The sequence below is a fragment of the Bacteroides sp. RCH18 genome, from assembly GCF_058231005.1.
This window is the reverse complement of the sequence record NZ_JBIPTC010000001.1, coordinates 3,683,173-3,707,176: the sequence shown is the minus strand read 5'-3', so window position 1 is coordinate 3,707,176 and position 24,004 is coordinate 3,683,173. Positions and strand designations below refer to the sequence as shown.

The 24,004-nt window shown below is 41.3% G+C and carries 21 protein-coding genes and 1 pseudogene; 12 read left to right on the top strand and 10 right to left on the bottom strand.

What is annotated here, in order from left to right:
* The first annotated feature begins 139 nt into the window (after positions 1 to 139).
* Positions 140 to 559 carry a bactofilin family protein gene (locus tag ACHLI0_RS14450; RefSeq protein ID WP_490749461.1) on the top strand — a complete coding sequence of 140 codons (420 nt, stop codon included), beginning with the start codon at positions 140 to 142 and terminating at the stop codon, positions 557 to 559.
* 231 nt (positions 560 to 790) lie between these two features.
* Here the strand turns inward: ACHLI0_RS14450 and ACHLI0_RS14445 are convergent, their stop codons facing one another.
* Positions 791 to 1,306, bottom strand: coding sequence for an outer membrane protein (locus tag ACHLI0_RS14445; protein ID WP_490749460.1), 516 nt, complete (start codon positions 1,304 to 1,306; stop codon positions 791 to 793).
* A gap of 600 nt (positions 1,307 to 1,906) precedes the next feature.
* Here ACHLI0_RS14445 and ACHLI0_RS14440 point away from each other — a divergent pair.
* From ACHLI0_RS14440 to ACHLI0_RS14415, 6 genes are all read left to right on the top strand, one after another.
* Positions 1,907 to 2,164, top strand: a complete 258-nt coding sequence (locus ACHLI0_RS14440) for a GlsB/YeaQ/YmgE family stress response membrane protein (RefSeq protein ID WP_490749459.1) — start codon at positions 1,907 to 1,909, stop codon at positions 2,162 to 2,164.
* A 30-nt stretch (positions 2,165 to 2,194) separates the two neighbouring features.
* Positions 2,195 to 2,491 (top strand): YtxH domain-containing protein, encoded by a 297-nt coding sequence (locus ACHLI0_RS14435; protein WP_490749458.1) that lies wholly within the window; start codon positions 2,195 to 2,197, stop codon positions 2,489 to 2,491.
* 33 nt (positions 2,492 to 2,524) lie between these two features.
* Positions 2,525 to 2,821: a hypothetical protein gene (locus ACHLI0_RS14430; protein ID WP_490749457.1), complete on the top strand. Its 297-nt coding sequence runs from the start codon at positions 2,525 to 2,527 to the stop codon at positions 2,819 to 2,821.
* A 32-nt stretch (positions 2,822 to 2,853) separates the two neighbouring features.
* Positions 2,854 to 3,786, top strand: coding sequence for a manganese catalase family protein (locus ACHLI0_RS14425; protein ID WP_490749456.1), 933 nt, complete (start codon positions 2,854 to 2,856; stop codon positions 3,784 to 3,786).
* A gap of 257 nt (positions 3,787 to 4,043) precedes the next feature.
* The gene (locus ACHLI0_RS14420; protein WP_490749455.1) at positions 4,044 to 4,334 is read left to right on the top strand and encodes a YtxH domain-containing protein; all 291 of its coding nucleotides are present in this window, start codon (positions 4,044 to 4,046) and stop codon (positions 4,332 to 4,334) included.
* Between the two features lie 52 nt (positions 4,335 to 4,386).
* Positions 4,387 to 4,593 (top strand): hypothetical protein, encoded by a 207-nt coding sequence (locus ACHLI0_RS14415; protein WP_490749454.1) that lies wholly within the window; start codon positions 4,387 to 4,389, stop codon positions 4,591 to 4,593.
* 245 nt (positions 4,594 to 4,838) lie between these two features.
* Here the strand turns inward: ACHLI0_RS14415 and ACHLI0_RS14410 are convergent, their stop codons facing one another.
* Together ACHLI0_RS14410 and ACHLI0_RS14405 are read right to left on the bottom strand one after the other, a co-directional pair.
* On the bottom strand, positions 4,839 to 6,062 hold the full coding sequence (locus ACHLI0_RS14410) for an NAD(P)/FAD-dependent oxidoreductase (protein WP_490749453.1): 1,224 nt from the start codon (positions 6,060 to 6,062) through the stop codon (positions 4,839 to 4,841).
* Positions 6,063 to 6,188: 126 nt separating this feature from the next.
* Positions 6,189 to 7,331: an OmpA family protein gene (locus ACHLI0_RS14405; protein ID WP_490749452.1), complete on the bottom strand. Its 1,143-nt coding sequence runs from the start codon at positions 7,329 to 7,331 to the stop codon at positions 6,189 to 6,191.
* 402 nt (positions 7,332 to 7,733) lie between these two features.
* Between ACHLI0_RS14405 and ACHLI0_RS14400 the strand changes: the two genes are divergently transcribed.
* The 3 genes from ACHLI0_RS14400 to ACHLI0_RS14390 all read left to right on the top strand — a co-directional run bounded on the left by ACHLI0_RS14400 (position 7,734) and on the right by ACHLI0_RS14390 (position 15,714).
* Positions 7,734 to 8,768, top strand: a complete 1,035-nt coding sequence (locus ACHLI0_RS14400; RefSeq protein WP_490749451.1) for a hypothetical protein — start codon at positions 7,734 to 7,736, stop codon at positions 8,766 to 8,768.
* Positions 8,769 to 9,745: 977 nt separating this feature from the next.
* Positions 9,746 to 13,726, top strand: coding sequence for a hybrid sensor histidine kinase/response regulator transcription factor (locus tag ACHLI0_RS14395; RefSeq protein ID WP_490749450.1), 3,981 nt, complete (start codon positions 9,746 to 9,748; stop codon positions 13,724 to 13,726).
* A 947-nt stretch (positions 13,727 to 14,673) separates the two neighbouring features.
* Positions 14,674 to 15,714, top strand: a complete 1,041-nt coding sequence (locus tag ACHLI0_RS14390) for a fimbrillin family protein (RefSeq protein WP_490749449.1) — start codon at positions 14,674 to 14,676, stop codon at positions 15,712 to 15,714.
* 682 nt (positions 15,715 to 16,396) lie between these two features.
* On the opposite strand, the gene ACHLI0_RS14385 is transcribed toward ACHLI0_RS14390, so the two are convergent.
* The 7 genes from ACHLI0_RS14385 to ACHLI0_RS14355 all read right to left on the bottom strand — a co-directional run bounded on the left by ACHLI0_RS14385 (position 16,397) and on the right by ACHLI0_RS14355 (position 22,738).
* Positions 16,397 to 17,380 (bottom strand): DUF5119 domain-containing protein, encoded by a 984-nt coding sequence (locus tag ACHLI0_RS14385; RefSeq protein ID WP_490749448.1) that lies wholly within the window; start codon positions 17,378 to 17,380, stop codon positions 16,397 to 16,399.
* Positions 17,377 to 18,750: a DUF3575 domain-containing protein gene (locus tag ACHLI0_RS14380; protein WP_490749447.1), complete on the bottom strand. Its 1,374-nt coding sequence runs from the start codon at positions 18,748 to 18,750 to the stop codon at positions 17,377 to 17,379. Before ACHLI0_RS14380 ends, ACHLI0_RS14385 begins: the two co-directional genes overlap by 4 nt.
* Positions 18,751 to 18,861: 111 nt before the next feature.
* Complete coding sequence (locus ACHLI0_RS14375) at positions 18,862 to 19,572, bottom strand: NERD domain-containing protein (RefSeq protein WP_490749446.1); 711 nt, start codon at positions 19,570 to 19,572, stop codon at positions 18,862 to 18,864.
* A gap of 76 nt (positions 19,573 to 19,648) precedes the next feature.
* Complete coding sequence (locus ACHLI0_RS14370; protein ID WP_490749445.1) at positions 19,649 to 20,092, bottom strand: hypothetical protein; 444 nt, start codon at positions 20,090 to 20,092, stop codon at positions 19,649 to 19,651.
* A 59-nt stretch (positions 20,093 to 20,151) separates the two neighbouring features.
* The gene (locus ACHLI0_RS14365) at positions 20,152 to 21,084 is read right to left on the bottom strand and encodes a BsuBI/PstI family type II restriction endonuclease (RefSeq protein WP_490749444.1); all 933 of its coding nucleotides are present in this window, start codon (positions 21,082 to 21,084) and stop codon (positions 20,152 to 20,154) included.
* The gene (locus ACHLI0_RS14360; protein ID WP_490749593.1) at positions 21,072 to 22,490 is read right to left on the bottom strand and encodes an Eco57I restriction-modification methylase domain-containing protein; all 1,419 of its coding nucleotides are present in this window, start codon (positions 22,488 to 22,490) and stop codon (positions 21,072 to 21,074) included. Before ACHLI0_RS14360 ends, ACHLI0_RS14365 begins: the two co-directional genes overlap by 13 nt.
* A gap of 38 nt (positions 22,491 to 22,528) precedes the next feature.
* Positions 22,529 to 22,738 carry a helix-turn-helix transcriptional regulator gene (locus ACHLI0_RS14355; RefSeq protein WP_490749592.1) on the bottom strand — a complete coding sequence of 70 codons (210 nt, stop codon included), beginning with the start codon at positions 22,736 to 22,738 and terminating at the stop codon, positions 22,529 to 22,531.
* A 385-nt stretch (positions 22,739 to 23,123) separates the two neighbouring features.
* Here ACHLI0_RS14355 and tssR point away from each other — a divergent pair.
* Both tssR and ACHLI0_RS14345 read left to right on the top strand, forming a co-directional pair.
* Positions 23,124 to 23,285, top strand: a pseudogene (tssR, locus tag ACHLI0_RS14350) (type VI secretion system protein TssR domain-containing protein); the annotation flags it as partial.
* Positions 23,286 to 23,321: 36 nt separating this feature from the next.
* A complete protein-coding gene (locus ACHLI0_RS14345; RefSeq protein ID WP_490749443.1) occupies positions 23,322 to 23,987 on the top strand; it encodes a hypothetical protein in 666 nt (221 codons plus the stop codon).
* Positions 23,988 to 24,004: the final 17 nt, after the last annotated feature.

Sequence of the window (24,004 nt, the reverse complement as noted above, 5' to 3'; positions counted from 1 at the left end):
TAAGAAACACAAAGTAGGGAGGATTGGTTCTGTTCGTTTGGTTTGGTTTTCCTTTTCCAATTTTTGAAACTTCCTCTTTTTCATTACTTTTGCAAACCCATAAGCAAGGGCATACTAAAAAAATAATAATATAGATACTATGTTTGGCAGAAAGAAAAACAAGGAGGTAAGTTGTATTGCAACCTCCGAGCCTTTAAAGTTGACTACTATAGCTACTGGTACAATCTTGAAAGGCACGATTGAAGTAGAGGGAAGTTTACGGGTGGATGGAATCATAGAAGGGGACATAGCATGTCATAATACTGTTGTGATCGGTCCTCAAGGAAAGGTAACAGGGAATGTAAGTTCTTCCTTGGCCATACTGCAAGGTACATTGGAGGGTGATATACATATAACGGATAAACTATCCCTGAAATCAGGCTGCACGATGAATGGTGACATTTATACCTGTAAACTGGAGATTGAGCCTCAGGCCTCTTTTAACGGTACCTGTAATACCATAGCGGAGAAACAGTCACCGACTGGGGTAAAGGAGAACTCTCTAAATAAAGTTTCGTAAAGAACTCCAGTTTCAAGCAATGGAATTTATTCTATATATTATACACCAGAGGGTTACTAACATCTGTGTTTTTTGACCTTATAGCTTCTTATGATAATGATTTTTCATACAAAAGCGACTTCGGAGTCTGAAATGAGTAACGAGGTTGTGCCAAAACTCTGGCACAACCTCCTACTATAAGACAAAATATGGGGGTTATTTAATAACAACCATTAAAACTTCCGCTTTTCCCTAAAATCTGTATCCATACCCCAGCATAATTGCCACATTATTATCTTTGGCAAACATAAACCTGGCTTCGGCATTCAGATAACTCCGTTCAGAAATAGGCAACGTGATGCCTCCTCCAAGGTTAAAGGCAAATTTGGTGGAGTTACTCCGGTCTATTTCCACTTCTCTCCTGTCCACTTCAATACTTTTTTTCCCATAAAAGTTGTTCTGCATACCGATACCTGCAAGCGGATATACAGAGAATCCCTGACCGTCTTTCTTAAAGTTGAATACATAATGGAAATTCACACTCACATCCAATCCGGTAACCTTATCTTTAGGAAAGTAAAAAGTCACATCCGGAGCAATCCGAAGGTTATTCGCTATCGCATAACGTCCCTGCACTCCCAAACCGAACCTTTCATAATTCGTTTGATAACCGATATTACCCATTAAGGAGGCTTCACCTTTAACGGTCTGGGCCTTTACACCCACTGATGCCAATGCAATCATGGCCAGTAAAAATAATTTTTTCATAATTAAGGCATTTAGTTAATAAAATGTTATTTTGAAAGTATAATACCTTTCTTTTGATAGAAACAACAAACGTTTGTTTACATTTGTTTACTATATATCGATACATAATTGTAGAAACACAAAGTTAATATACGAGTGTTTTTTTCAATTTTTCATAAACAGAGAAATGATGTTAATTCAGTTTTTATATCCCGAACCTTTTTTTTCAATCCTCTGTTTTTTCAGTATATGACAGGGACTAAAGTTAGTTACATTCCCAGTTGTCAAATTGCATAAAAAGAACCGCATGGCATACCGGATTGTCATAACTAGATTCCCTGCCTTATTAGGAAAGAATAAAATATCAGGATTGTTTTATTATTAAAATCTACAGCCATGAAAAGTTTAAGTTTTAATTTATGGGTCAGACTAATAGCCAGTTCTATCATCGGGGCTATAATTTATTTCTTTTCAAGTGTTCCCAAACAAGTTAATTGATTTCAAAGTAAAGGATTGAAAGTAGTACCTTATATAGTTGAAATAAACGTATGATATATCTACCTATATATTTACATGTAAATTTTAAATCAGAGTGTATAACTTTTAAAAAAAAATCAGCCTATGTATTTTCTATGGTACATTATTATCGGAATTGCAGCCGGATTCATTGCCGGCAAGCTCATGCGGGGCGGTGGTTTCGGGCTCCTTGTCAATCTGCTGGTGGGTGTCGTTGGTGGCGTCCTGGGCGGGTGGGTGTTCGGCCTGCTGGGAGTTGTAACGACAGGTCTGCTAGGCAGCCTGATAACTTCAATTGTGGGAGCTGTCGTACTGCTATGGATCGTTTCGTTATTTAGTAACAAAAAGAAAACTGAACTTTAATTATTTTAACCGTTTAAAACCAACTTAATTATGGAAAATAGAAATTCTAGTTTGTGGCTCGGCCTTGGAATAGGCTCGGTCATCGGTGCTTTAGCCTACCGTTTCTCACGCACTTCCAAAGCCAGGAAGTTAAAAAGAAAAGTAAGTGATACCTTCCAAAAGATAGCCGGCCAGACGGAAGACATGGTGGAGGAAGCCAAGAAAAAGGTGTCGGATACGGGAAAAGCCGTAGCGGACAAGGTGGCTGACAAAGCTTCCGACCTTGTCGGTAAAGCTGATGACCTGAAAGGGAAGGTGCAAACAATTGCGTCCGAAGCGAAAAAATAAACCGTCAGGTAACTATTTACTACTCATGTGCTTATGGAATGGGAAGAATGCCTCAAACATCAATTATCCGCTGAAAGTGGAGGGCAAAATTATGAGGAACTGCACCAGGTATCGCTACAGGCATATGCTGAAGGTTGCAGAGAAGAAAAAAAGAAAGCTCTCGAGGCATACAGGCTTTGTTGTAGCAGACTGTTCGGGAACAGATGCATTTCTTTTGCCGGAAACAGGGCGGATCAAAAAAAGATATGTGATGCGGACTGTCCCTACATAAGAAAGTATGAATTCGAGCTGTACAAGCTCGGCGGGTGTGTGGAGAACACACCCGAATAAACCTGAATTATTAACTTCAAATTGAAAAAATTATGTTTTATCATGTAAAAGACTTGCAGTTCAACGCCCGGGTGTCACAACCCGACCCGCGTTTTGCACGTGTAATGCTTGAGGCATTCGGTGGCGCGAACGGAGAGTTGAAATCCGCCTTACAGTATTTTGTACAGGCTTTCAGTTGTCACAATCCCTTTCCGGACAAATATGACTTGCTGATGGATATTGCCACTGAAGAGTTCGGACATCTGGAAATTGTGGGAGCCACTATCCAGATGCTTCTGGGACCGGTCAATGGGGAAATGAAGAATGCGCTTGAAGATACGCCTCTCCACACGATGATGAGCGGCAAGGCAGCTAAAGAAGACCTGATCCATCAAGCGTTCACCAATCCGCAATTTCTGGTGGGTGCCCCCGGCAGTCCGGCTTTGACGGACAGTAATGGTAACCCTTGGTGCGCAACCTATGTATCCGCCACGGCGGAACTGACAGTGGACCTGCGTTCCAATATGGCGGGAGAGGCCCGTGCCAAAATAGGTTATGAAAACCTTCTTCAATTGACGGACGATCCCCTGGTGAAGGAAACACTCGGTTTCCTCATGACCCGTGAGGTGACACATTACCAGCAGTTTGAAGCTGCTTTGAACACAATCCAACCCAATTTTCCACCGGGAGTATTCCAGACATCCCCCAAATACAGCAACCTGTATTTCAACCTATCGAAAGGTGAAGACGCACGTGGGCCTTGGAATGAGGGGGAGAGCACGCAGTTGAAAGAGCAGTGGCAGTATATAGAAAAACCGCTCGAAGAAGTGAGAAGCACTGACGGATTGCTGGATAGAGAACCCGAAGGTACCGACCGCTCGGAAAAAGAAATTACAATGAAAGAAGCCCAATTGTCCAAGGAGCGCAGCGGGCAGGTGCTGTCGGCTACCCCCAAGAAGGATATGTCCTGGTGCGAATATAAATGAATTTGAATTGAAAGAAACACCGGTTTAAAACCGCTGTAATTATTAACTATAAACCATCTTAATTATGAACAAGAAAACTGAAAAGAAACAGGAAGAGGCAAAGAACACCAAGAAGAGTGTTCAGGCCAAAGAGTGTAAGTCTTCAACTTCAAGCAAAAAAGCGCAGAAGAAGTAATAGTTTAGTATCTTAAAATTTGTACGGACTGTCCGGGAGTCCAGTTCCCGGACAGTTGTAATATAATTAAAAATGAATGAATATGAAAAAAATATTATTTGCAGTTTTTGTATTGGCACTGGTAGTATCTTTCACATCCTGCCGTGATAAAAAAGAGCAGAACAGAGCGAGACATCAAGTTGAAAAAGTAAAAGAAGATATTAATGACGCGGCGGATAAAGTGTCCGATAAAGTTCAGGATGGCGCTGAAGCTGTGAAGGATGCATGGAAAGATACAAAGAAAGATGTCAAAGACGGTGCTGAAAAGGCCAAGAAGGAAATAAAGAAAGGATATAATGACGTAAAAAAAGAAGCAAGTAAAAAACTTGACTGATTTTGAGCTTATATCATTCTGCTAGTATTAACATCTTACATACGAATAAATTATGGTTGGACTTGTAATATGGATTGTAGGCCTGGTTCTGACTATCAGGGCGGCTTTGGAGATATGGCGCATTCAGGCGCCGGCGGAAAGAAGGCTGATAGCCATTGTCCTGGTGGTGCTTACCAGTTGGATAGGATTGCTGTTTTATTACTTTTACGGCAAGCCCCGTATGACACAGTGGCTGGGTGCTGGTCTCAAAAGATATTGATGGCCGCCTAGCCATTCATGTTAACTGGACAGGGATATCCCAAAACAAAAAATGCGTATGTCGGCAATAGTGCCCGGTTCATTTTTGTTTTTGGGATATTTGTATGTAAGGGTCTGCGCCCAAAGCACTTGTATGAAGATAACATTGCAGGCACGAATCTCGCTTTTTTGTAAATTATACGGTGGAATTCGTGCCCGCATGAAAGTGTCGGGAGAGTATCGTCTCTTGTGAAGGGATGACTGGCCTTACCAGTACTGCTTGATTCTCTCGTAACCGAAAATACAGTCGTGCTCATCCCTGATGCCCTGTAGCCTACGAGTTATTATTTGTGCTCCGATCATGCTGAAAGTAATTCCGTTTCCGCCATATCCCAAGTTGAAAAGAATCCGCTCTTTGTCGGGCCAGGTACCGATGAAAGGCAATCCGTCTTTAGTTGTGCTGAATGTGCCGCACCATGCCATTTCTGTCTTGAAAGGGATATCTGGCAGCAGCTCCCTGAATTTTCTCTCCAAGATCCGGGTTTTCTCTCTGAGCAATGAATCACGGCGTTGCGGATCGCTGAACTTCTCGTCCTCACCGCCTACAATAATCCTGTTCCCATCAGTGGTGCGGATATACAGGTAGGGGTCGGCTGTTTCCCAAATCAGGCAATGTGTCGGCCACAGTTCTTTTGGGGCTACCGGATGTGATATGAGCGCATATGTAGAAGTCAGATCCATGATTTTCTGCGGAAGAAATCTTCCGGCTTCAAATCCTGCGGCTATAATTATATATCCACATTTAATTTCATGGCCTCTGTCTGTTGTTATGATACATCCGTCAGATGTTTCGATGCACTCCTTTATACCGGTATGGGTGAAAACTTTCAGACCGTTTTCCTTCATATGATATGTCAGCAGCCCGGTCGCGGCTCTGTAGGCATCCATCTGTGCGGAGGCTTCGTTCATCAGGGCGTTGCCGGGTACTTCCACATGATATTGTTCCCTGACTTCCTCTTTCTTGAGCAGACTGACCGGCAGCCTATTCTTTTTCCGTATTTCATATTCTTTTTCCAGTAACCTGTTGTCTGCCGGACTGCTGGCATAAAAAAGGCTGCGCAGTTGCTCGTAGCCGGCATTGACACCGGTTTCTTCCAATACTTTTTTAATATCGGCAATGGATTGCAGACATGCCTGGTAAGCTGTCACCGCGTTCTCCTCACCGATGATTCTCGCCATCCGGCAGAGGGGAACGTCTATTTCATATTGCAGTAAAGCGGTGCTTGCTGCGGAACTTCCGGTTGCAATACTGCGTTTGTCAACCACGCAGCACTCTATTCCGGCACGGCATAATTCATGTGCCATCAGGGCGCCCGTTATACCGGCACCTATGATGACGACATCCGTTGACAGATCATCCTCCAAAGGTTGAAAATAGTCCAATAAGGAATTTCTGATGATCCAATAGGGTAATCCTGAATGTAAGTCCATAATATATCTTTTGAGTTTCCCCTCCGCTTTCTTTCTGCCGGAAAAGCATGGAAAGAAAGTGAGGGGAAGGAGTGAAAAATAGGAAAGTTGCCTTATCGGAATTTACTTTCCGTTCATAGTGGAAGATTATTTACCTTCTTCGATAGTACAAATGCTGACGCGGTTCCAGTCCGGTTCTGAAAACATATCACCCACACCCTGTCCTTCTGCGGTAATACGGGTATCGTTAATCTTGTATTTTTTTACAAGTATGCTTTTGACGGCTTCAGCACGTGCTTTTGCCAGTTTCTCATTGAATGCAAGGTTTCCTTCGGGAGAAGCATATCCTTTGATGACCACTTGGCTCTGCGGATGCTTCTTCATGTAAGTGGCAACACGTTCCACGTTGGGCAGTTGGGAGGCGTCAATCACCGATTTCCCCTGTCTGAAAGTAATGATGGATTCCGGAATACGGTTGGTCTTTACTACGGTTTCTATGTTGGCAGCCTGTGTTCGGCATTCGGACAGTTCCTTTTGAAGGTTATTTGTCTGTTGCACGGCATTGTTTAACTGCATGTCCTTGTCGTTCAGTTGCGACCGCAGGCGGTTAACCGCATCATTCAGCTCGCTTATTTCTACCGGGTCGTAAGGTTTCACTGTCGTGAAATGGTGTGTGCCGTTGCTGCACATGAAATGGTAGGTCAGTCCGGCTGTCAGTTCAAAAGTTGCATTATTGGCGTTGAAACGGCTTTTGGCTCTGCTGAAGTCCCCCTGCATATCATAAACGACAGCCGGCTTGATACCGAGCGTCCATGCTTTATCCTCCCCCAGGTTGAAGTTCAAATTCATCCCCAGACGGGTTGACCAGGAATTTGTATCACCAGGACCGTTCTGATAGTAATGAAGCCAGCCGATACCTGTCAGGGCCTCGATTTCAAAGACACGCGGCTCACCCGTATAGCCGCCAAAGAGATTCATCAGATTGATTTTCCCGAGCAGGCTCACCTCGGAGGCATCAAATGCTGTCTTACTGGCTGAGGTATTTACATATCCCATGCCTTGAACTCCCAGACCAAATATGGGAGTAAGTTGTTTGCCTATCCCGATTCCAAAAGCCGGCCGGGCATTTTTGAAGAAAGCATGGTGAGTAAGGGGAGTCACGGCACCAGCTTTCAGCTCGACAGACCAGTTGTCGCTAGGGCGTGTGCCTTCAAGGACTGTACGGTCATTCTGCGCGTGCATGGTAAAAGCCCCCATGCTTAATGCTAAAACAAAGATAGATCTTTTCATAATTAAATACAAATTAATAGTAATACAATAAAATATCACACACGGTATATTGTCAATTGTGCAGTTATGATTGTGCACAATGTAATGAATTACCTTGTCACTGGTCTTCGTTTAAACAGCCCGTCCGAAAAGATAGTTCGGCAACCCGAAATGGATTTAACATCTATTTGAGAAATAAAAAAAGAAGCCAGAACCTGTACTAGCGATAAAACGCATTCTGGTTATTTAAGGTACGCGTTCTCTGAAATTTATATATAATGCCTCAAATATAACTTCATGTATTCATGAGTTTTTTAACACAACCATTTATAGAAATGACAAATATTAATCAAACAAATATTCTTTCAGGGCTGTTTTTTAAATTGAGTATAACTCATAGTATTAATTAAAAACCTAACAATTATGGAAAAATTAAGTTTTGCAGAACTAAAGGGCAGAGTGTCCTGGGGCAGTGTTTTCGGCGGTGTCATGACCGTGTTGGCAATATCCGTGTTGCTGTCCATTCTAAGCTCAAGTATCGGATTGTTTATGTTTGACCCGTTATCCGACCACCCGGTTTCGGGCATAGGCACCGTAGTAGGCATCGGTTCGGCCGTCATTCTGGTTGCCGGCATGGTCGCAGGTGGTTTTGTTGCCGGAAAATTAGCTGGTGCTGACGGGATAATACACGGTTTTTTGGTTTGGGCGACCACATTGATTGTTGCCGTGGTACTGGGAGGTCTTTTGGCAGCAGGTGCGGCAAAAATGACGGCGAATGCGCTTGGGGCAGTCTCCTCTGTTACGGGCAGCGTCTTATCCGGTGCGGGTAATGCTGTTGAAAACGGAGTTTCCGCATTGTCTGAGGACGCAAAGGAGCTATTCGGGAAAATCGATTTCAACGCAACCCTGAAAGAAGGGAGTATACCTCAGAATATTCGAGCCGCACTTTCCAAAAGTGACGTAAAGGAGCTTCAGCCGGATTATCTGCAGAAGCAACTGGCGGAAGTGAAAGATGATCTGGAGACGTCCGTAAAAAAGATTGTCCGTTCCCCGCAGGAAGCGGATGAGACCATTGACGGTTTCCTGAACCGCCTGAAGCAACGTACAGAAAACCTTGCCAAGAATATTGACCGCAATGATCTGGCCAAGGCAATAGCGAACAATACCAATATGTCTAAGGCGGAAGCGGATAAAACTATAGACCAATATATGGCCTTAATGGAAAATGCACGTATGGAAGCCGGGAAACAGATAGACAAGCTGGAGATGACCCTGCAGAAAGCCGCAAAGGAATGGAAAGAGATCAAACACGAGGCACTGGTGGCTGCCGATAAGGCAACGGATGCCGCAGCGAAGTCCGCACTGATTTCATTCTTCTCTATTTTGGCAGGAGCCGTATTATGCTGCGTTGCAGGAGGCTACGGCAGCAAAAAAACACAGGAGAGAGTGGATATCTAACATTGATTCACTAGAGATGTTTAAAAAAGTCTGCCTCGAAATGCCAACCTGTCATGTTGTCTTTAGAGGCAGGCTTTCATTAATATATGGTATAAAATATCTTTTTCGGAAAACCGATCGCCCCATATTATGCAGAATCAACATTCCGAACTGGGTCAGGAAGATAACGATGCTCCGTGTGCAGCGAACAAAAAAAGGACAATGAGCAACCTTGATTTGGAAACGTGAAAATAATCCTTACTGACATATCAGATAAAGGACGTACAAATTTCCGGAATTAGTACGATGATTATTAATGGGATAAAATACCTGATAGAATATCCGGACATTTTCCAAAGCATAAAGATATCTATAATATTGACGGGATGGGAGACGTCTTTATGCTTATAATTCTTTGAAAATATATTTTACCCATGTAACGACCTCCAAAATTCCAATAGCAATTATCCTGATAATTTTTACCGGCCGTGTAAGATTTGGTGTACTACTAGTTTTATGGCAAATCTCAAATACCCTGTGGAGGACTCAAATTGGTGGTGTTAGAATATTTTATGTATTTACGTATATCTGTAAGAAATGTTTGCAAATAAATAACGTTTTTTCATGGTCATCAGTTAGGGTATATAAAAGTGCCCTTCAATGATGACGGAAAAGATTTATTCCTTATGTTTTGTCAACCGTGGGTTGCAAGTAGCATGCATACTTTAATCATGTTGTAGGCCTTCTGGAAAACAGATAATTCAGTATGTGACAATAATATTTTGCTAATAATTATAGATTTTTGGATGAATCCGTGTCTATATAATTCAATTTTATGAATGTTTTATTTTTGACGTGCTTTTATCTTTTTCTTATATATAGTCTATATAACGAGACTCTAATTAACCAGTTGGTGCAGTAAATGATATTTGTTTTGTGGTAATTTCATAAATATTTTATAGTTTTGCAACTTAATTTCTGAATATATTGTGACAAGTATGAAAATATATTTTAATACCAGGTTTATTTTTCTTTTTGTTATTCTTTTTATTAGTCTTACCTGTAGAGGGCAGATTTATAAGTACATAGGTTTGGAAGACGGGTTGAACACCCAGAAAATATACCATATCCAAAAAGACCGACAGGGGTATATGTGGTTTTTGGGCCAGGAAGGGATAGACCGTTATGACGGTAAGCATATCAAGCATTACACTTTTTCAGATAACAGCATAAGGTTGGATTCGCGGATTGCGTTGAAATGGCTTTATATGGACAAGATGGGGGTATTGTGGGTTATTGGTCAGAAAGGTCGTATTTTTAGGTATGATTTCCAACATGATAAATTTGAGCTGGCTTATGTACATCCGGAACTAATTAAAAACAGGTCACAGGCTTTTGTGAATTGCGGTTATTTGGACAAGAACGACCGGATCTGGCTCTGTTATAAAGATAGCATTACCTGGTATGATACCCATACGGGAACAGCATTACATATACCGGTACCGGTTGATAGCGAAATAACTGCCATTGAGCAGGCGGATAATGCTTATTTTTTCATTGGTACAGGAATTGGTCTATTTCGTGCCAGTATAGAAGCGGGGGAGTTAAAGTTGCTCCCTGACGAAATTGCGGAAAGTATTGCGACACCTGTACATAAGCTTTATTACCACGCTATTTCAAAACAATTGTTTGTGGGAAACTATAAGGAGGGAATACTCATATATGATATGGGTGGAACAGGAAAAATAATTCCCTGTCCGTCACCCAATAATGTAGAGATCACTCAAATTGTTGTCTTGAACGCTCATGAACTTTTAGTTGCTACAGGTGGTAAGGGCGTATATAAACTGGATGTGAATACTTGCATGAGTGAACCTTATATAACGGCCGATTACAACAGTTATAACGGGATGAACGGAAACAATATCAATGATATCTATGTGGATGAGGAAGAGCGTATCTGGCTTGCCAATTATCCTACCGGCATTACAGTCCGTAACAATCGCTATGGGAGTTACGATCTGATAAGGCATTCCCTTGGAAGTCCCCAGTCGCTGGTGAATGACCAGGTTCATGACGTAGTGGAGGACAGTGACGGTGACCTCTGGTTTGCAACCAGTAACGGTATCAGTCTCTACCGGACAGATACAAAGGAATGGCACTCTTTCTTTAGTTCTTTTGAATCTGTACCTAATGATGAGAATCATATTTTTTTAGCACTGTGCGAAGTCTCTCCCGGTGTAATATGGGCCGGTGGGTATACATCGGATATTTACAAGATAGAGAAGAAAAAAGATTTTAAGATAACCTGCCTTTCTCCTTCTGCCATTACAGGAATTCGTCCCGACCAATATATTTATGACATTAAAAAAGACTCGAACGGTGATGTATGGTCCGGTGGATATTATCATCTGAAACGTATTGATCTTGAGACTAAAGATGTACGTTTATACCCGGGAGTAAGTTCCATTACCACTATTCAGGAGAAAGATGATCGGTTGATGTGGATTGGTACGAGAATGGGACTCTACCTGCTTGATAAGGAATCCGGTATTTACCAGTATGTTGATCTGCCTGTTGAATCTCCCTATATATGTGCATTATACCAGAGAGAAGACGGTATCTTGTATATTGGTACTCATGGAGCCGGACTTCTTGTTTATGATATTTATAATAAGAAGTTTGTCCATCAGTACCGGACTGATAATTGCGCATTGATCTCTGACAATATCTATACAATTCTTTCTCGTCAGGACGAGAATCTCCTCATGGGTACAGAGGCCGGAATTACAATCTATTCACCTGAGGAACATTCCTTCCGTAACTGGACACGGGAGCAAGGACTGATGAGTGTCAATTTTAATGCTGGTGCTGCTACGGCCTATAACAAAAGCGCGCTTGTTTTCGGTGGCAATGACGGTGCTGTCAAATTTCCGATAGACATACAGATACCGGAGCCACATTATTCGCGTCTGCTACTGCGTGATTTTATGGTTTCTTACCAGCCTGTTTATCCGGGTGATGAGGGCTCTCCTTTGGAGAGGGATATTAACGAAACAGACCGTTTGGAGCTGGCTTATGAACAAAACACTTTCTCTCTTGATGTAGCCTCCATTAATTATGATTATCCCTCCAACATTCTTTATTCATGGAAAATTGACGGATATCATAAGGAATGGAGCCGTCCGAGCCAGGATAACCGGATTATTGTCCGAAATCTGCCTCCCGGCAGCTATACGTTACAAATTCGTGCCATATCCAATGAGGAAAAGTATAAAACCTATGAGACAAGGAATATTCGCATTTTCATAACGCCTCCGGCATGGGCCAGTGTGTGGGCTATGGTGGGGTATGCAATCCTGTTGGTGCTGGTTATGGTTATCATTTTCCGTATCATCATGCTACACAAACAGAAGAAAGTCTCGGATGAGAAGACACGATTCTTCATTAATACGGCCCATGACATACGTACACCGCTTACATTGATAAAAGCACCGTTGGAGGAGGTGGTGGAAAATCGTATGGTGCCCGAACAGGCGTTACCCCACATGAATATGGCTCTTAAGAATGTGAGTACGTTACTTCAGCTGACAACTAACCTGATAAATTTCGAACGGATAGATGTCTATTCATCCACTCTTTATGTTTCCGAGTATGAACTGAATACTTTTATGAATGATGTTTGTGCCGCTTTCCGCAAGTATGCTGAAATGAAACATGTCAGGTTTGTCTATGAAAGCAACTTTGACTATCTGAATGTGTGGTTTGATAGTGACAAGATGGGATCTATTCTGAAGAATATCTTGTCAAATGCATTGAAGTATACGCCTGAAGAAGGTAGTGTCTGCATTTCCGCCTGCGAGGAAGAAAACACCTGGAGCATTGAGGTGAAAGATACGGGGATTGGTATTCCTTCGTGCGAACAGAAGAAATTGTTCAGGAACTGTTTTAGAGGTAGTAATGTTGTCAATCTCAAAGTGACAGGTAGCGGAATCGGTCTGATGTTGGTATACAAGCTAGTCAAGTTACATAAAGGCAAGATTCAGATTCAGAGTAATGAACAGCAAGGTACTTGTGTACGCCTCACTTTCCCGAAAGGGTGCAGCCATCTTCATAAAGCAAAATTCATTTCTCCCAAGCTGCCGGATGAACGTCCGGATACTATTCTCCCGGCCAGCATTTCTGATTTGTCGGCTATGGAGACATCCCGGACAAACAGTTCCTTGCAGCGTATCCTGATAGTGGAGGATAATGATGATTTGCGCAATTATCTAGTGGATATGCTGAAGACGAGTTATAATATTCAGGCTTGTCCGAATGGGAAGGATGCACTTGTCATAATCAGGGAATTTAATCCGGATCTCGTCATATCCGATATTATGATGCCTGAAATGAACGGAGATGAACTCTGTGCAACTATAAAGGGGGATCTTGAGATGTCCCATATTCCGGTTGTTTTACTGACTGCGCTGGGAGATGAGAAGAATATGCTCGAAGGGCTGGAAATCGGGGCGGATGCTTATATCACCAAACCTTTCAGTGTGGGAATACTCAAGGCAACGGTTAAAAATTTACTGGCGAATCGTGCTTTGCTCCGCCAGATTTATAACAGTATCGAAGAGGAGGAACAGAATTTCCCGGCTAATTGCACCAATACCCTGGACTGGAAATTTATCGCTTCGGTCAAGGAATGTATAGAGAAGAACATGGGGGATCCGGATTTTAATGTGGAAATACTCAGCAACCGACACCATATGAGTCGTACTAGTTTCTTTAATAAATTAAAGGCATTGACAGGTTATGCTCCGGCTGATTATATCCGGATGATACGTTTGCAACATGCTGCGCAATTGCTAAAGGAAGGTGGATATACAATAACGGAAATTGCCGACATAGTCGGGTTCTCGGATGCGAAGTACTTCCGTGAGGTATTTAAAAAACATTATAATGTGAGTCCTAGTAAATTTAATAAAAAATGATTGATGATCCCATGTCATGTGTATTTCCATAGAACGAGTGGGCGATGTATATTCTGTCGAAGAGTTTCCCGTAAAGGGGGCTGGGCGGTCTGTCCGGTTCCTTACGGGAGTAGAGGGTGAATCTTCCGGATATGTAAAAGAGCCCGTCGTTGTTTCCGGGGCGGGCTGTCTTGCGCATTGAGTCAGGTAAACAGGTATCTTTGCGGTAAGAAATGAAAATACAGAATCCGATATGCTATTTTCTCATTTTCTGTTGGTTCTTTTGCGTCTTTCTTTATATCTTGAGCTTGGCGACAACTCGCCGAAGCATTTTGTTCGTCTGCCAGCCCCAAAATAGGTTATTCCGTTTTCACCATACAGTGTCTTCCTTTATCTTTTTCGTTATTTTGGTAGCCGGTGTGAGAGGGAGGTTCTATCAGCTGTAAAAAGTGATCTGCAAAAGAAAGGAAAATTCTGGCAGTGAATTAACGAAATACAGCCATTTGAAAAGGATTAAAAATATAATTCTCAATGAAAAATAAGAGTGCGATTCTGATTGTTGATGAAGTATGCTATTATTATTGTAGAATTCATTATATATACGATGACAGTTTCCAATAGAAAAACAAGGGGAGAATTAAAATCTATTTTATTCAATCCCTTTTAGCTTTTTGGAGAGCTATTTTCTTTTTTGTTCGGCCTTCAGCCCGATATACTCGTTTGTAAAAACAGATAAAATCACCGATCTGACAACAATCCGCCTGCAATCAGATATTACTATTTAAGAAAATAAAAAGAAAAGTCAGCTTAAGGGGCTCCATAAAAAGAGAGTCTCGTTAATTTTTATAAATCCCTATCTATTTAGTTAAAACATTGTTAACAAAGGTAGGGATTCATTAATCTTTTTCAAGTCTAATTGTTAATTTCGCGCCGCGATCAAGGATAAATTAATTTTAAATTAAATATAAATGATTAAAAGAAGTATTTTTTGTGTGGCAGCCGCTTTGTCACTGGCTGCATGTACAAACACTGATGTGATTGAAGAAAATGTAGAGTCAGGTGCCATGATCGGTTTTAATACAAATGTTACTCGTGCGCTGACGAATGACTCTTTTAACAAGTTCATGGTGTATGGAGGTTATACGCCAAAGGATCAGAGTGAATATCATACTGTGTTCAGTGGAGTACCGGTATCAAAGGAAACTGACAAATGGACGTATGAGGGGTCTTCAAAGTATTGGGTAAAAGACGCCACCTATAAGTTTTACGCGTACAGCTGCGAAAATACGGCTTTGACCAAGGGTACTCCCGAATTCGCTACAACGGGCTCTGAAGCCGGTATTTTCAAGATTACAGATTTTGTGTGTAATGATAGTCATCAGCACGACCTGATTTATGCAGAATCCGGTTCCATTACCGCCAAAGAAACAGGTAACTCTACTGTTTCTTTCAGTTTCAAACACCTGTTGTCACAAGTGAAAGCCAAGTTCAAAAGTGGATTTGATCCGGATTTCACCATTGATATTTCAGATGTGGAATTCCAGAATGTATATGACAAGGCCGATTTTTCTTCCCAGTCAGGTAACTGGAGTAATCAATCACGTACGGTAGAATACAATGCGGGTGAAAATAAATGGACCAAGGTACCACTCTCTGTAGAGGGAAGCAATACTATCCAGGCTGCAAAACCGGCCGGTGAAGGTACTGAGGCAGTAGCGGCCAAAGAACTGACTACGCAGAACGGTTTTGTTCTTCCTGTACCCTATAGTTCAAGTAATGTTACATTGAGCTTTAAGATTACAGTTAAGCAGGGAGCGGATGTGATAAAGAGTGACTATGTAAAGGGTAACCTTAAACCGACATGGGCTATCGCAACATCCTATACGTATAATATTACCGTGAATGGTAGCGCTGCCGGAGTAGAAAAAATTGAATTTACAGTTGATGCATCCAATGGCATTCAGGATTGGACCGAATCACCGGACACAGATTTTAATGTAGGTAGTTAATTACGGAAATTTCTATACTTTACAAGTAAAATTTAACAAGAGACTGCCTGGCGACTCAAAGTTAGGCAGTCTTTTTTTTTGTTAAATCTTCTTCTATAGTTTATAAAATAGTATCCCGCATTTTTTCGTAGCCATAGAATGTTTAATTTAATACTGGACCTCTATTTTGTGAAGAAAAGTCAGGTGAAAAGTATTTGGATGGAGTTAAGGTACACAATTTTCCCAGATTATGGGCAATAGCTCTTATGGCAAACTTCAGTGGACTCCCTTGAAGTCTGAATCTTTGAAGTCTCTTGTACTTTGTGATATGTCCATAGATGGCTATGGCTCTAATGTTCTATCTTTACCTTGCTTATCAAAAGATTATATGCTTCCTTTTGTTTTAGAAGTACGCATTGTTCAAATAGCTATAGGCTAATAATCTCCTCGTACTCTTGGGTAACAGGCATCATTTCTTCCACCTGTGTATCCCGCATGGGGTATATCCCAGCAGTTTATACGGGAAAAGAATCTCCTTACCTGCTGTGTAAGTCATACCAAAAGGTTTACCTGCCTTACTACCCTACAATTGTTATTTGCCATAACAATGCGAAAGCGCTTCTCAAAGGAAAAATAAAGCATGATTCACAAGGATTCTACCTTTAATATAACTGGTAGCCACTCGGGCAAAGCTGCCCGGTGATTACTGTTGTCCTCCTACAGGCAAATCGATTTCCTCTCGATTGCCCCAATCATTGATATCAACATCAAAACCGGAGTCGCTCGAACTCTCATCGTCTTCGACACGCAAGCCCGACACTTTAATTGTGCCCCCGCGAGGCTGGTTGGCAAGTTGCCCGGAGATATCGAATACAAATTCCTTGACCTTGCCGTTGATAAGCTTCGCTTCCAACTGTAACGTGTGAAGGCGGGTGTCGCGTGTGTTCACTCCTTCCTCGAAATAACCAGGTACCCCAAAGGATAGGACTGTGGAACGGATTCCTTGTTCGGTCAGGGCGCAGTCGTAGAGTAATGTGGCTGCGCCCCAAGGGGTTGCTCCGTTATGTAACATTACCGTTTCAGCCATACCTGCCAAAGCTCCGCGCGCCAGGGCGACACGGTTTAAACCGTACTCAAATTCATAAACCACTTCATAAGCACATACCAACTTCTTCATGTCGAATGCCAGGTCCAATTTCTCATGCGTACCTACCTCAGGCAGAGATTCGATATAGGCGGAATAGAGCATGTCAGGTGGATTGAGTGCAGGCTCGTCTGGGTGCAACTTGCGGATACTGGCGGAAGCGGAACGGTCAGCAGCGGTAGAGGTGGCATATGCCATAGTAGGTGAAGAGAGGTCAAAGACGCGGATGTGTTCGGTATCATTGTTATATATCAGTATGGACCGTGGACTTCCGCTACCGAAATTCACATTACCACCTGCAGGCGAAAGAAAGTTTTCAATGGGCTGTTTTGAATCATCACCATAAATCAGCAATGTTACGCCCTGGGGAACAGTTTGTGAGGATGAAGTCTCAGGCCACTGAAAATCAACCTCCGCCTCACCGAAGTGGTTGTAGCAGAGGTCCTCACGGCACGATACCGATGCAAAGATTAAAATCAGCAATAAAGCAGGCCGCAGGAACTGCATGAATATCTGAAGATATGCAGAAGACGTGCGTATCATTTTCCACCTCCTTTCCTCTCACTACTGCATACAGTCCTGCCCAACAACCATACGAGGGATAGTTTCAATCTCAGTGGTCCAAAGAAATTCATATTTTGTGTACGTACATACAAGTGATGTCCTTCATAGGGGATATATTCTTTATAACGTGTCATCATCCAGCCTCCTCCTGCCTCTGCCTCAATGGCGAGACGTTTGCTCACAGGATACAGGTATCCGATGCCCAACCCTGCCAGGACGCCTTCTCCTCGATACCCTTTCCTGCCATTCTCAAAGTCATACAATCCTGCTCCGACAAAAGCTCCCGCATACAATCCTTTCCTCAGACTTTCATTATGAAACCATCGACGTACCGTACCGCTTGCCACCGCCAGTTGGTAGCATTTATGCGCTTTACGTTTTTTCCACCATGCCATATTTCCCTCCACAGCCATTGTCCAGCAATTGTTCAATCTCCATTCCAATTCAATGGAAGGTAATAATGCTGCGGCATAAAGCAAGTTGGTTTTCAGCGCTAGTCGATTGACCGGCAGCCTGTCATCCTCCAGTGAAGAGGAGAATATCTTCCCGTTCTCTGCTCGGTCTGTCTGCAAGACTGATTCTTGCGACGGCAAAGTGTCTGTGTTGAAAAATGCATCCGCTTGAATAACGTTAACCGTAGCTGATTTGTCCGCGTACGTGCTTTTAATAACAGGAAAGTCCGATACTCGTAAAGAGCCGACAACTACAGAATCAACAATATATGTAAATATCCGAACCGTATCACGGTGAAGTGGTTGGACCTTTTTTTCCATCTCCTTGACGCATAGGACGACCGATGCACCATGCAGTCTGTCAAAAAAATGTTGTCTCAACCATCGATAGGTCTGTCCTCCCAGCAGGTCCATAAGGCTCTTCTTGCGACCTCCTACAATCCTGCCATATGCATCGTATACCCATACCGGAGTGTAGTCAATAATACCAAGCGCCTCTTGCCGCCCCGGCACACGGCTGTCAGCAGCAATCATACACCGTAGTTCCTCCCATGCTATTCCACCGGGAAGAATATCAATTTGGGCAGGATCAATTCCAAGATAAGCCATGATATAGTCGGCCACAGACTGGCAACGGTCAGCACTTAATTTCAAATTAACCGTGCTCACCCCATCGGGTGAGGTATATGCCCGTACAATCAGCCGCTCCAAACTTCCATCTGCATCACATTTGCGTACTTTTTGTAAAAAGCTGTGCAAAGTATTGTCGCCATAATCCGGATCCATCCGGCTACTCCTTGGCCGGAAATGGATCCGTACGGAATCAGCAGCACTCTGTGACATTCCCACAACCACCATGCAAGCATTCAGCAATAAAAAAACAATCAACTTTTTCATCGTTCTGGGATATAATACTGCAAAATTACTGAAATGCCCCCAATTACACAAGGAGTGATTAAGGTTTGTACAAAGAATATATCCTTATGTTTAACAATGGAAAATGTTATTCTATAAATAATTAATCATTTGTATATCATTATAATAGCATTTTAGAATAAACTTGCACTTGGGAAAGTTCGAGCATCCATAGAAAGAGCTAAATTTGCCTTGACGTAAAATAAGCTGTCCCCCACATCGGGGACAAATACCTTGACTTATAAGATTTCTACTCTTGTATTGTTGGATCTTTGCATTATACTTATGCCGCTTTAGGTTTTCTTTGTTTGCAACAATATGGTTTTGTTGGATAGTTTTGATAATCCAATCAATGGTAGCTTTATCCAGAACAGGCGTTTTATATTCCGAGATAGCCCATGTCAAATCACATCGGTTTACAACGATATGGTTTTCAATATGCACTTTCAAATCAGCAGCATTATTAAATACGACAATTGGAATGAAAGGTATATTCACAGAACATCTGAGCAAATAACGGAGAAACCTCACATGCCCCTCGTTCTGCTTAATTGGATTATAAAATTGATGCTTGCTTTTGTATATTGTCTGTGTCCAGTATTCAGAGTTCTCACCTCCGAATATCCAACCTTTATAGCCTTTTGTTTCAATTACAAATACCCCATAAGGCGAAACAACAACATGGTCTACCTGTGTAGAACGACCATTGCTTTCGAATAATAAGTCGTTGAATATTACATACTCATCCGATAATTTCAACATTTTATTATAAACGAGCTTTTCCGAATACTTGCCTTTCCACATTGGTATCTTCCATTTAATGAAGATTACCAATACGAAAAATAGTATAACGCCAATTATAATCATAATTAGTATGGATTTAGTATATTCTCTGAATCCATCTTTTATTCGATTCAAAACCCCATTGAACATGCCATCTTCTTCCTGTTACTTTGTCAAGTAGGAGAAATTGGTACATGTTTTTCGTAGGATATAATTCAAATGTTCCGCACCCTGTACTGAGTGATAAATCTTCGTCATTAAGCGTAGCCGAACCTTCTTTATCGTTATCCAAAGACCATTGTACAATTTCTATTTTTCCAGTCATTGTATCTAACTGTAGAAAATTGTATATGTTTTCTGTTGGATAAAGTTTATATCTATCAAGTCCATGCATACGGAAATCGATATCTTCTACAATGGCATGAATCTTAATTAACGTTGAATCGTTTATCGCTTTATTTAAAATGGAATTTGTTTGATTCTGTGCAGAAGCATAAATCGCAATAAAAAGTAAACAAAAAAGAATGGATGGTTTTTTCATAAAAATCTTGTATTGTCATATCCCTATGGTTAATTTAATTTTTCAAAAGTTCTCCACATTTAACGTGGTCCGAGAAATTTATCTCCATTAAGATGAATCATGTGGTCTGGCATATCAGAAATCCATACTTCTGTTTCCCACGCCAATTGCCCAGAGAATTTCTTGAATGTAATAAAATCAAGAAATGCTGTTACATATATTTTCCCGGCCATAACATTTTTTGTCATGGATTCAATTTCTAAGATACGTTTGGGATCCATCGGTCCAACGGAAGTAACTGATTCAATAAAATAAATCCAATTTTTATCCTCTCGGTAAAGAACCACATCTGGCATTTTATCGTGCAATGTAATTTCAAAACCAAGAGAAGATAATTTTTCCACATTCTTTACCATGTCCTTTTGAATGGTATCGCCTACATATAGGCATTCCGAATTAGGCGCAAATCGTGGAGCAAATTCCTCAATTATAGACTTCTGTAATTGATTGTGTTTGCCCGGACTAAATGTAAACTCCAAATTATTTATCCTTACAGGCATCTTCTGCATCTTCTTTTTTGATGCATAAAGATTGGACAATGTATCATGTCTATACAGAAACATTGTCAATTCCGAACTGCCTTCGCAAACACAATTTTCCTTACCTTGTAAAGACTGAATAACAGTCAAAAACTCCGAAGTTATCCGATAACGATAATTGGGACTATTGGTAGCTTTACCATTATCCTCTATCAATGCCGCCGTTCTGAATGGATGCATGGCCTGCTTGCGAAAAGTTTCTCTTGAATTTTCCGCATATATTACACCATAGTTTTCCGCAATAAAAGCTATAACGTCGTGTATTCTTATCCAATCATTTGTAGCTTCATTCCAAGGCATTCCATTTTTAAGTTTTGCCATAGCAAGTAAGGTCAAACAGCAAAGTGTCCCTTGTTGTTTGGTAGGCATATTTATTTTTGCCAGTAAGTTTTTGGCTGATTCTAAATTATCCATTTGCTTAATATTTTATTGCAATTTTCAACAGATAATTCCTTATGCATCAAATCCTTGCCCATTTTCTCTATTATCTGTTTTTTAGGGATGGGCATTTGGTTTATTTCTGTTGAGTTGACTTGCGTTGACCCATTAAGAATCCGATAATAATTATCATATAATGTAGAGTTCAATATGACATATAGCCCATAGGTCACACATGGAGAATCACACTTGATAAAATTAATCTTATTTTGCGTACTGATATAAGGAAATTGCGAGTATTTTTTCTTCAAATATATACCACATTGCAATCTACGTTCTTCTTCTTTGGAAGTAAAACGCTTTACCATCAAAAAGTCACTATTTTCTTGCAAATACCCTTTTCTATCCGTTTTGATAACCTCTCCCTCTTTCCCTAACGGCCATATTACACGACCACCTTTAATATGTTGAGAGTAAAATAATGGATATGAATCATTCTCCAATTGGTTACGCAAGACCTCCCTTGTCCTAAAATCAACAATAATTCCAGTCTGCATACGCATATTCATATCCGGGAGTGTAGTGTCAAAATGATTAACTTGGCTAAGAACCTTTACATCATTTTCGTTAGTAGCAAGATACACAAATTGATTTTGAGCCACAATCGTTTCGTATGGCGCACTGAATTTCACAACATCTTCAAAGGCCGAGGTAGATGACGATGTGATATTCATATAGTCAGGCTTTAGAGTTGTTTTCTTGACTTTTATAATGATAGTTTCCTGTAATACAGATTCTCCTTCAAACACCTTATCTCTGCTTTCAAATAAGTGCATATCTGTAATTACACAATTTGCAAATAAGTATTGTCTAAAGTGCTTAAAATATGCCCCAGAAGTCCAAGAACGTGGTACAATATAAACCAATTCTGCATTTTGTTTCAGATTATGGATACCCATTGCCCAAAACAAGAAATATAGATTTGGCGCACCATAGCATACGCTCGGCATCATCTTCGCTTCATTTGCATCTTTTGAAATTTTAAGATACGGAGGATTACCTATAATATAATCATATGCATTCTTTTCCTCGCCAAATAAATACCCATCCTCAAATGTCTGACTTGTTATGTAATTATCTTGTCTTATTTCATAGTACACACCATATTCTGACTTCACCAATTCTAAGTTAGTTCTTAATAAGGATAATACTTGTTTGTCTGTTTCATAGCAAGTCAGATAGATTTTACCTTTATAGCCATCATGAACCAACTTGTCAACAACAGCTGCAGACAAAATACCAGAACCTGCACCAGCGTCCAAAATATGAAGTTGGGGTTTGGACAAATTAAAATCGAATAATGCAGCCATATATTTAGCGGTAGCCACATTTGTAAAAAACTGACCATATAGTTTCCGCTTTGACTTTGGCACAGATGCCATAAAGCAATTTGTATTATGAATTACAGAACTTAGCATTTTTATTTGTCTTCTACTTTCCCATTTACAATTAAATCTTTCAGTTCAACAGACAACAACTGCGCTATTTTATACAATGTCTCTAAATTGAGCTGCTGACGATTGCAACAATACGCATTTGTTGTGCTGAAACTTTTCCCAATCTGCTCAGAAAGGCATTTTTGAGATAATCCCTTATCGACTAATACAGTTTTTATACGATTTAATCTCATCATTAAACTTTGAATTACTATGCAAAGATAACAATAATAATCCGAACACGCTGGTTATTGTGAACAACAATAAATATAATGGCTTTTATTCTTATTGCCAAGGGCTGCACCACATCGGCAAAAAAGAAACGGTTATACAGAACGTAATCGTTTAATCTGTGAATAAAAAAACGGACAAATAAACCGGATAGCGGTCATGCAAACCGATAAAAAGAGATAGTATATGAAGAAAATAATGATACTATACTGTGTGATGGCTTTTCTAAGTGGTTGCAGCCCGGTCAACCGATTTACACGCTTACGTAAGTTTCCAAGAGTCTATTCTGAAAATTATCAGATTCCCGGTATTAAGGCTCCTAAAAGCAAGGCACACAAAAAGACCTAGATTGTCTATTCCGACAGGGAAGGGAACGCGGCTTACGTCAACCCGGGCGGCAGAATAAAATCGGTAGAAACCACGTTCAGGGAACCCTTCCTGGTCATTGGACATAAAGGCGATTTCCTGCGGCTGATAAAGTATAAACCGGAACACATAAAAAACAACCGGTTTACCGGACGTAAAAAAGCTGAATATATAGGCTGGATGCGTTCCTCCCGGCTTATCCTTTCGCCCTCTTCCATAACCGACATACGGTCCGGACAGCATGACAAGTTGCTGACAGCAGTTACGGACACTTCATCCGTGCTTCATCCGGAGGCTTATTTTGCAACTACCGATTCCCTAAAGGTATTCAGTGATCCCGGTTTGGAAAAACAGACGGCAACCATCAGTATGAACGAAATTGTATTTGCCTTGAAATACTCTCCTGACGGGCGTGGAGTACTGATATCACGGACCACGGATATTACGGCCGATAAAGCAGGGGAACAAATCGTGGGATGGATTCCGGAAGTCATGCTCGGTAATATCGGGCGGAAGGTATTTGTAAAGACCGGACTTGCGGACGTATGCCAGCAACCGGACAGACTAGCCTATTCGCCGGTAATACGCCCCTACAATACAGACTCGACCTATACTTTCTGTAGCGGGGAATTTACCTCGCTCATAGACAAAAGCTTGAATTATGTATATAACATCGACGGACAGCCGGCCAGCTATTCCGAAGGCCGGGCAATAAAACACCGGCAGCAAAACATCAACCTGATTTTTGCCATGGAATCAGGTACGAAACAGGCTGAACAGTTCCCAATGCTCCTAAATGCCATACAAAACCTTCAGCCCCTGTTTGAGTCACCGGACGATAATTAGCGCTATCGTTTCGGGGC

Coding starts and splice junctions, on each gene's coding strand:
- ACHLI0_RS14450 (WP_490749461.1), top strand. CDS start 140: ATGTTTGGCAGAAAGAAAAACAAGGAGGTAAGTTGTATTGCAACCTCC.
- ACHLI0_RS14445 (WP_490749460.1), bottom strand. CDS start 1,306: ATGAAAAAATTATTTTTACTGGCCATGATTGCATTGGCATCAGTGGGT.
- ACHLI0_RS14440 (WP_490749459.1), top strand. CDS start 1,907: ATGTATTTTCTATGGTACATTATTATCGGAATTGCAGCCGGATTCATT.
- ACHLI0_RS14435 (WP_490749458.1), top strand. CDS start 2,195: ATGGAAAATAGAAATTCTAGTTTGTGGCTCGGCCTTGGAATAGGCTCG.
- ACHLI0_RS14430 (WP_490749457.1), top strand. CDS start 2,525: ATGGAATGGGAAGAATGCCTCAAACATCAATTATCCGCTGAAAGTGGA.
- ACHLI0_RS14425 (WP_490749456.1), top strand. CDS start 2,854: ATGTTTTATCATGTAAAAGACTTGCAGTTCAACGCCCGGGTGTCACAA.
- ACHLI0_RS14420 (WP_490749455.1), top strand. CDS start 4,044: ATGAAAAAAATATTATTTGCAGTTTTTGTATTGGCACTGGTAGTATCT.
- ACHLI0_RS14415 (WP_490749454.1), top strand. CDS start 4,387: ATGGTTGGACTTGTAATATGGATTGTAGGCCTGGTTCTGACTATCAGG.
- ACHLI0_RS14410 (WP_490749453.1), bottom strand. CDS start 6,062: ATGGACTTACATTCAGGATTACCCTATTGGATCATCAGAAATTCCTTA.
- ACHLI0_RS14405 (WP_490749452.1), bottom strand. CDS start 7,331: ATGAAAAGATCTATCTTTGTTTTAGCATTAAGCATGGGGGCTTTTACC.
- ACHLI0_RS14400 (WP_490749451.1), top strand. CDS start 7,734: ATGGAAAAATTAAGTTTTGCAGAACTAAAGGGCAGAGTGTCCTGGGGC.
- ACHLI0_RS14395 (WP_490749450.1), top strand. CDS start 9,746: ATGAAAATATATTTTAATACCAGGTTTATTTTTCTTTTTGTTATTCTT.
- ACHLI0_RS14390 (WP_490749449.1), top strand. CDS start 14,674: ATGATTAAAAGAAGTATTTTTTGTGTGGCAGCCGCTTTGTCACTGGCT.
- ACHLI0_RS14385 (WP_490749448.1), bottom strand. CDS start 17,380: ATGATACGCACGTCTTCTGCATATCTTCAGATATTCATGCAGTTCCTG.
- ACHLI0_RS14380 (WP_490749447.1), bottom strand. CDS start 18,750: ATGAAAAAGTTGATTGTTTTTTTATTGCTGAATGCTTGCATGGTGGTT.
- ACHLI0_RS14375 (WP_490749446.1), bottom strand. CDS start 19,572: ATGTGGAAAGGCAAGTATTCGGAAAAGCTCGTTTATAATAAAATGTTG.
- ACHLI0_RS14370 (WP_490749445.1), bottom strand. CDS start 20,092: ATGAAAAAACCATCCATTCTTTTTTGTTTACTTTTTATTGCGATTTAT.
- ACHLI0_RS14365 (WP_490749444.1), bottom strand. CDS start 21,084: ATGGATAATTTAGAATCAGCCAAAAACTTACTGGCAAAAATAAATATG.
- ACHLI0_RS14360 (WP_490749593.1), bottom strand. CDS start 22,490: ATGGCATCTGTGCCAAAGTCAAAGCGGAAACTATATGGTCAGTTTTTT.
- ACHLI0_RS14355 (WP_490749592.1), bottom strand. CDS start 22,738: ATGAGATTAAATCGTATAAAAACTGTATTAGTCGATAAGGGATTATCT.
- ACHLI0_RS14345 (WP_490749443.1), top strand. CDS start 23,322: ATGCGTTCCTCCCGGCTTATCCTTTCGCCCTCTTCCATAACCGACATA.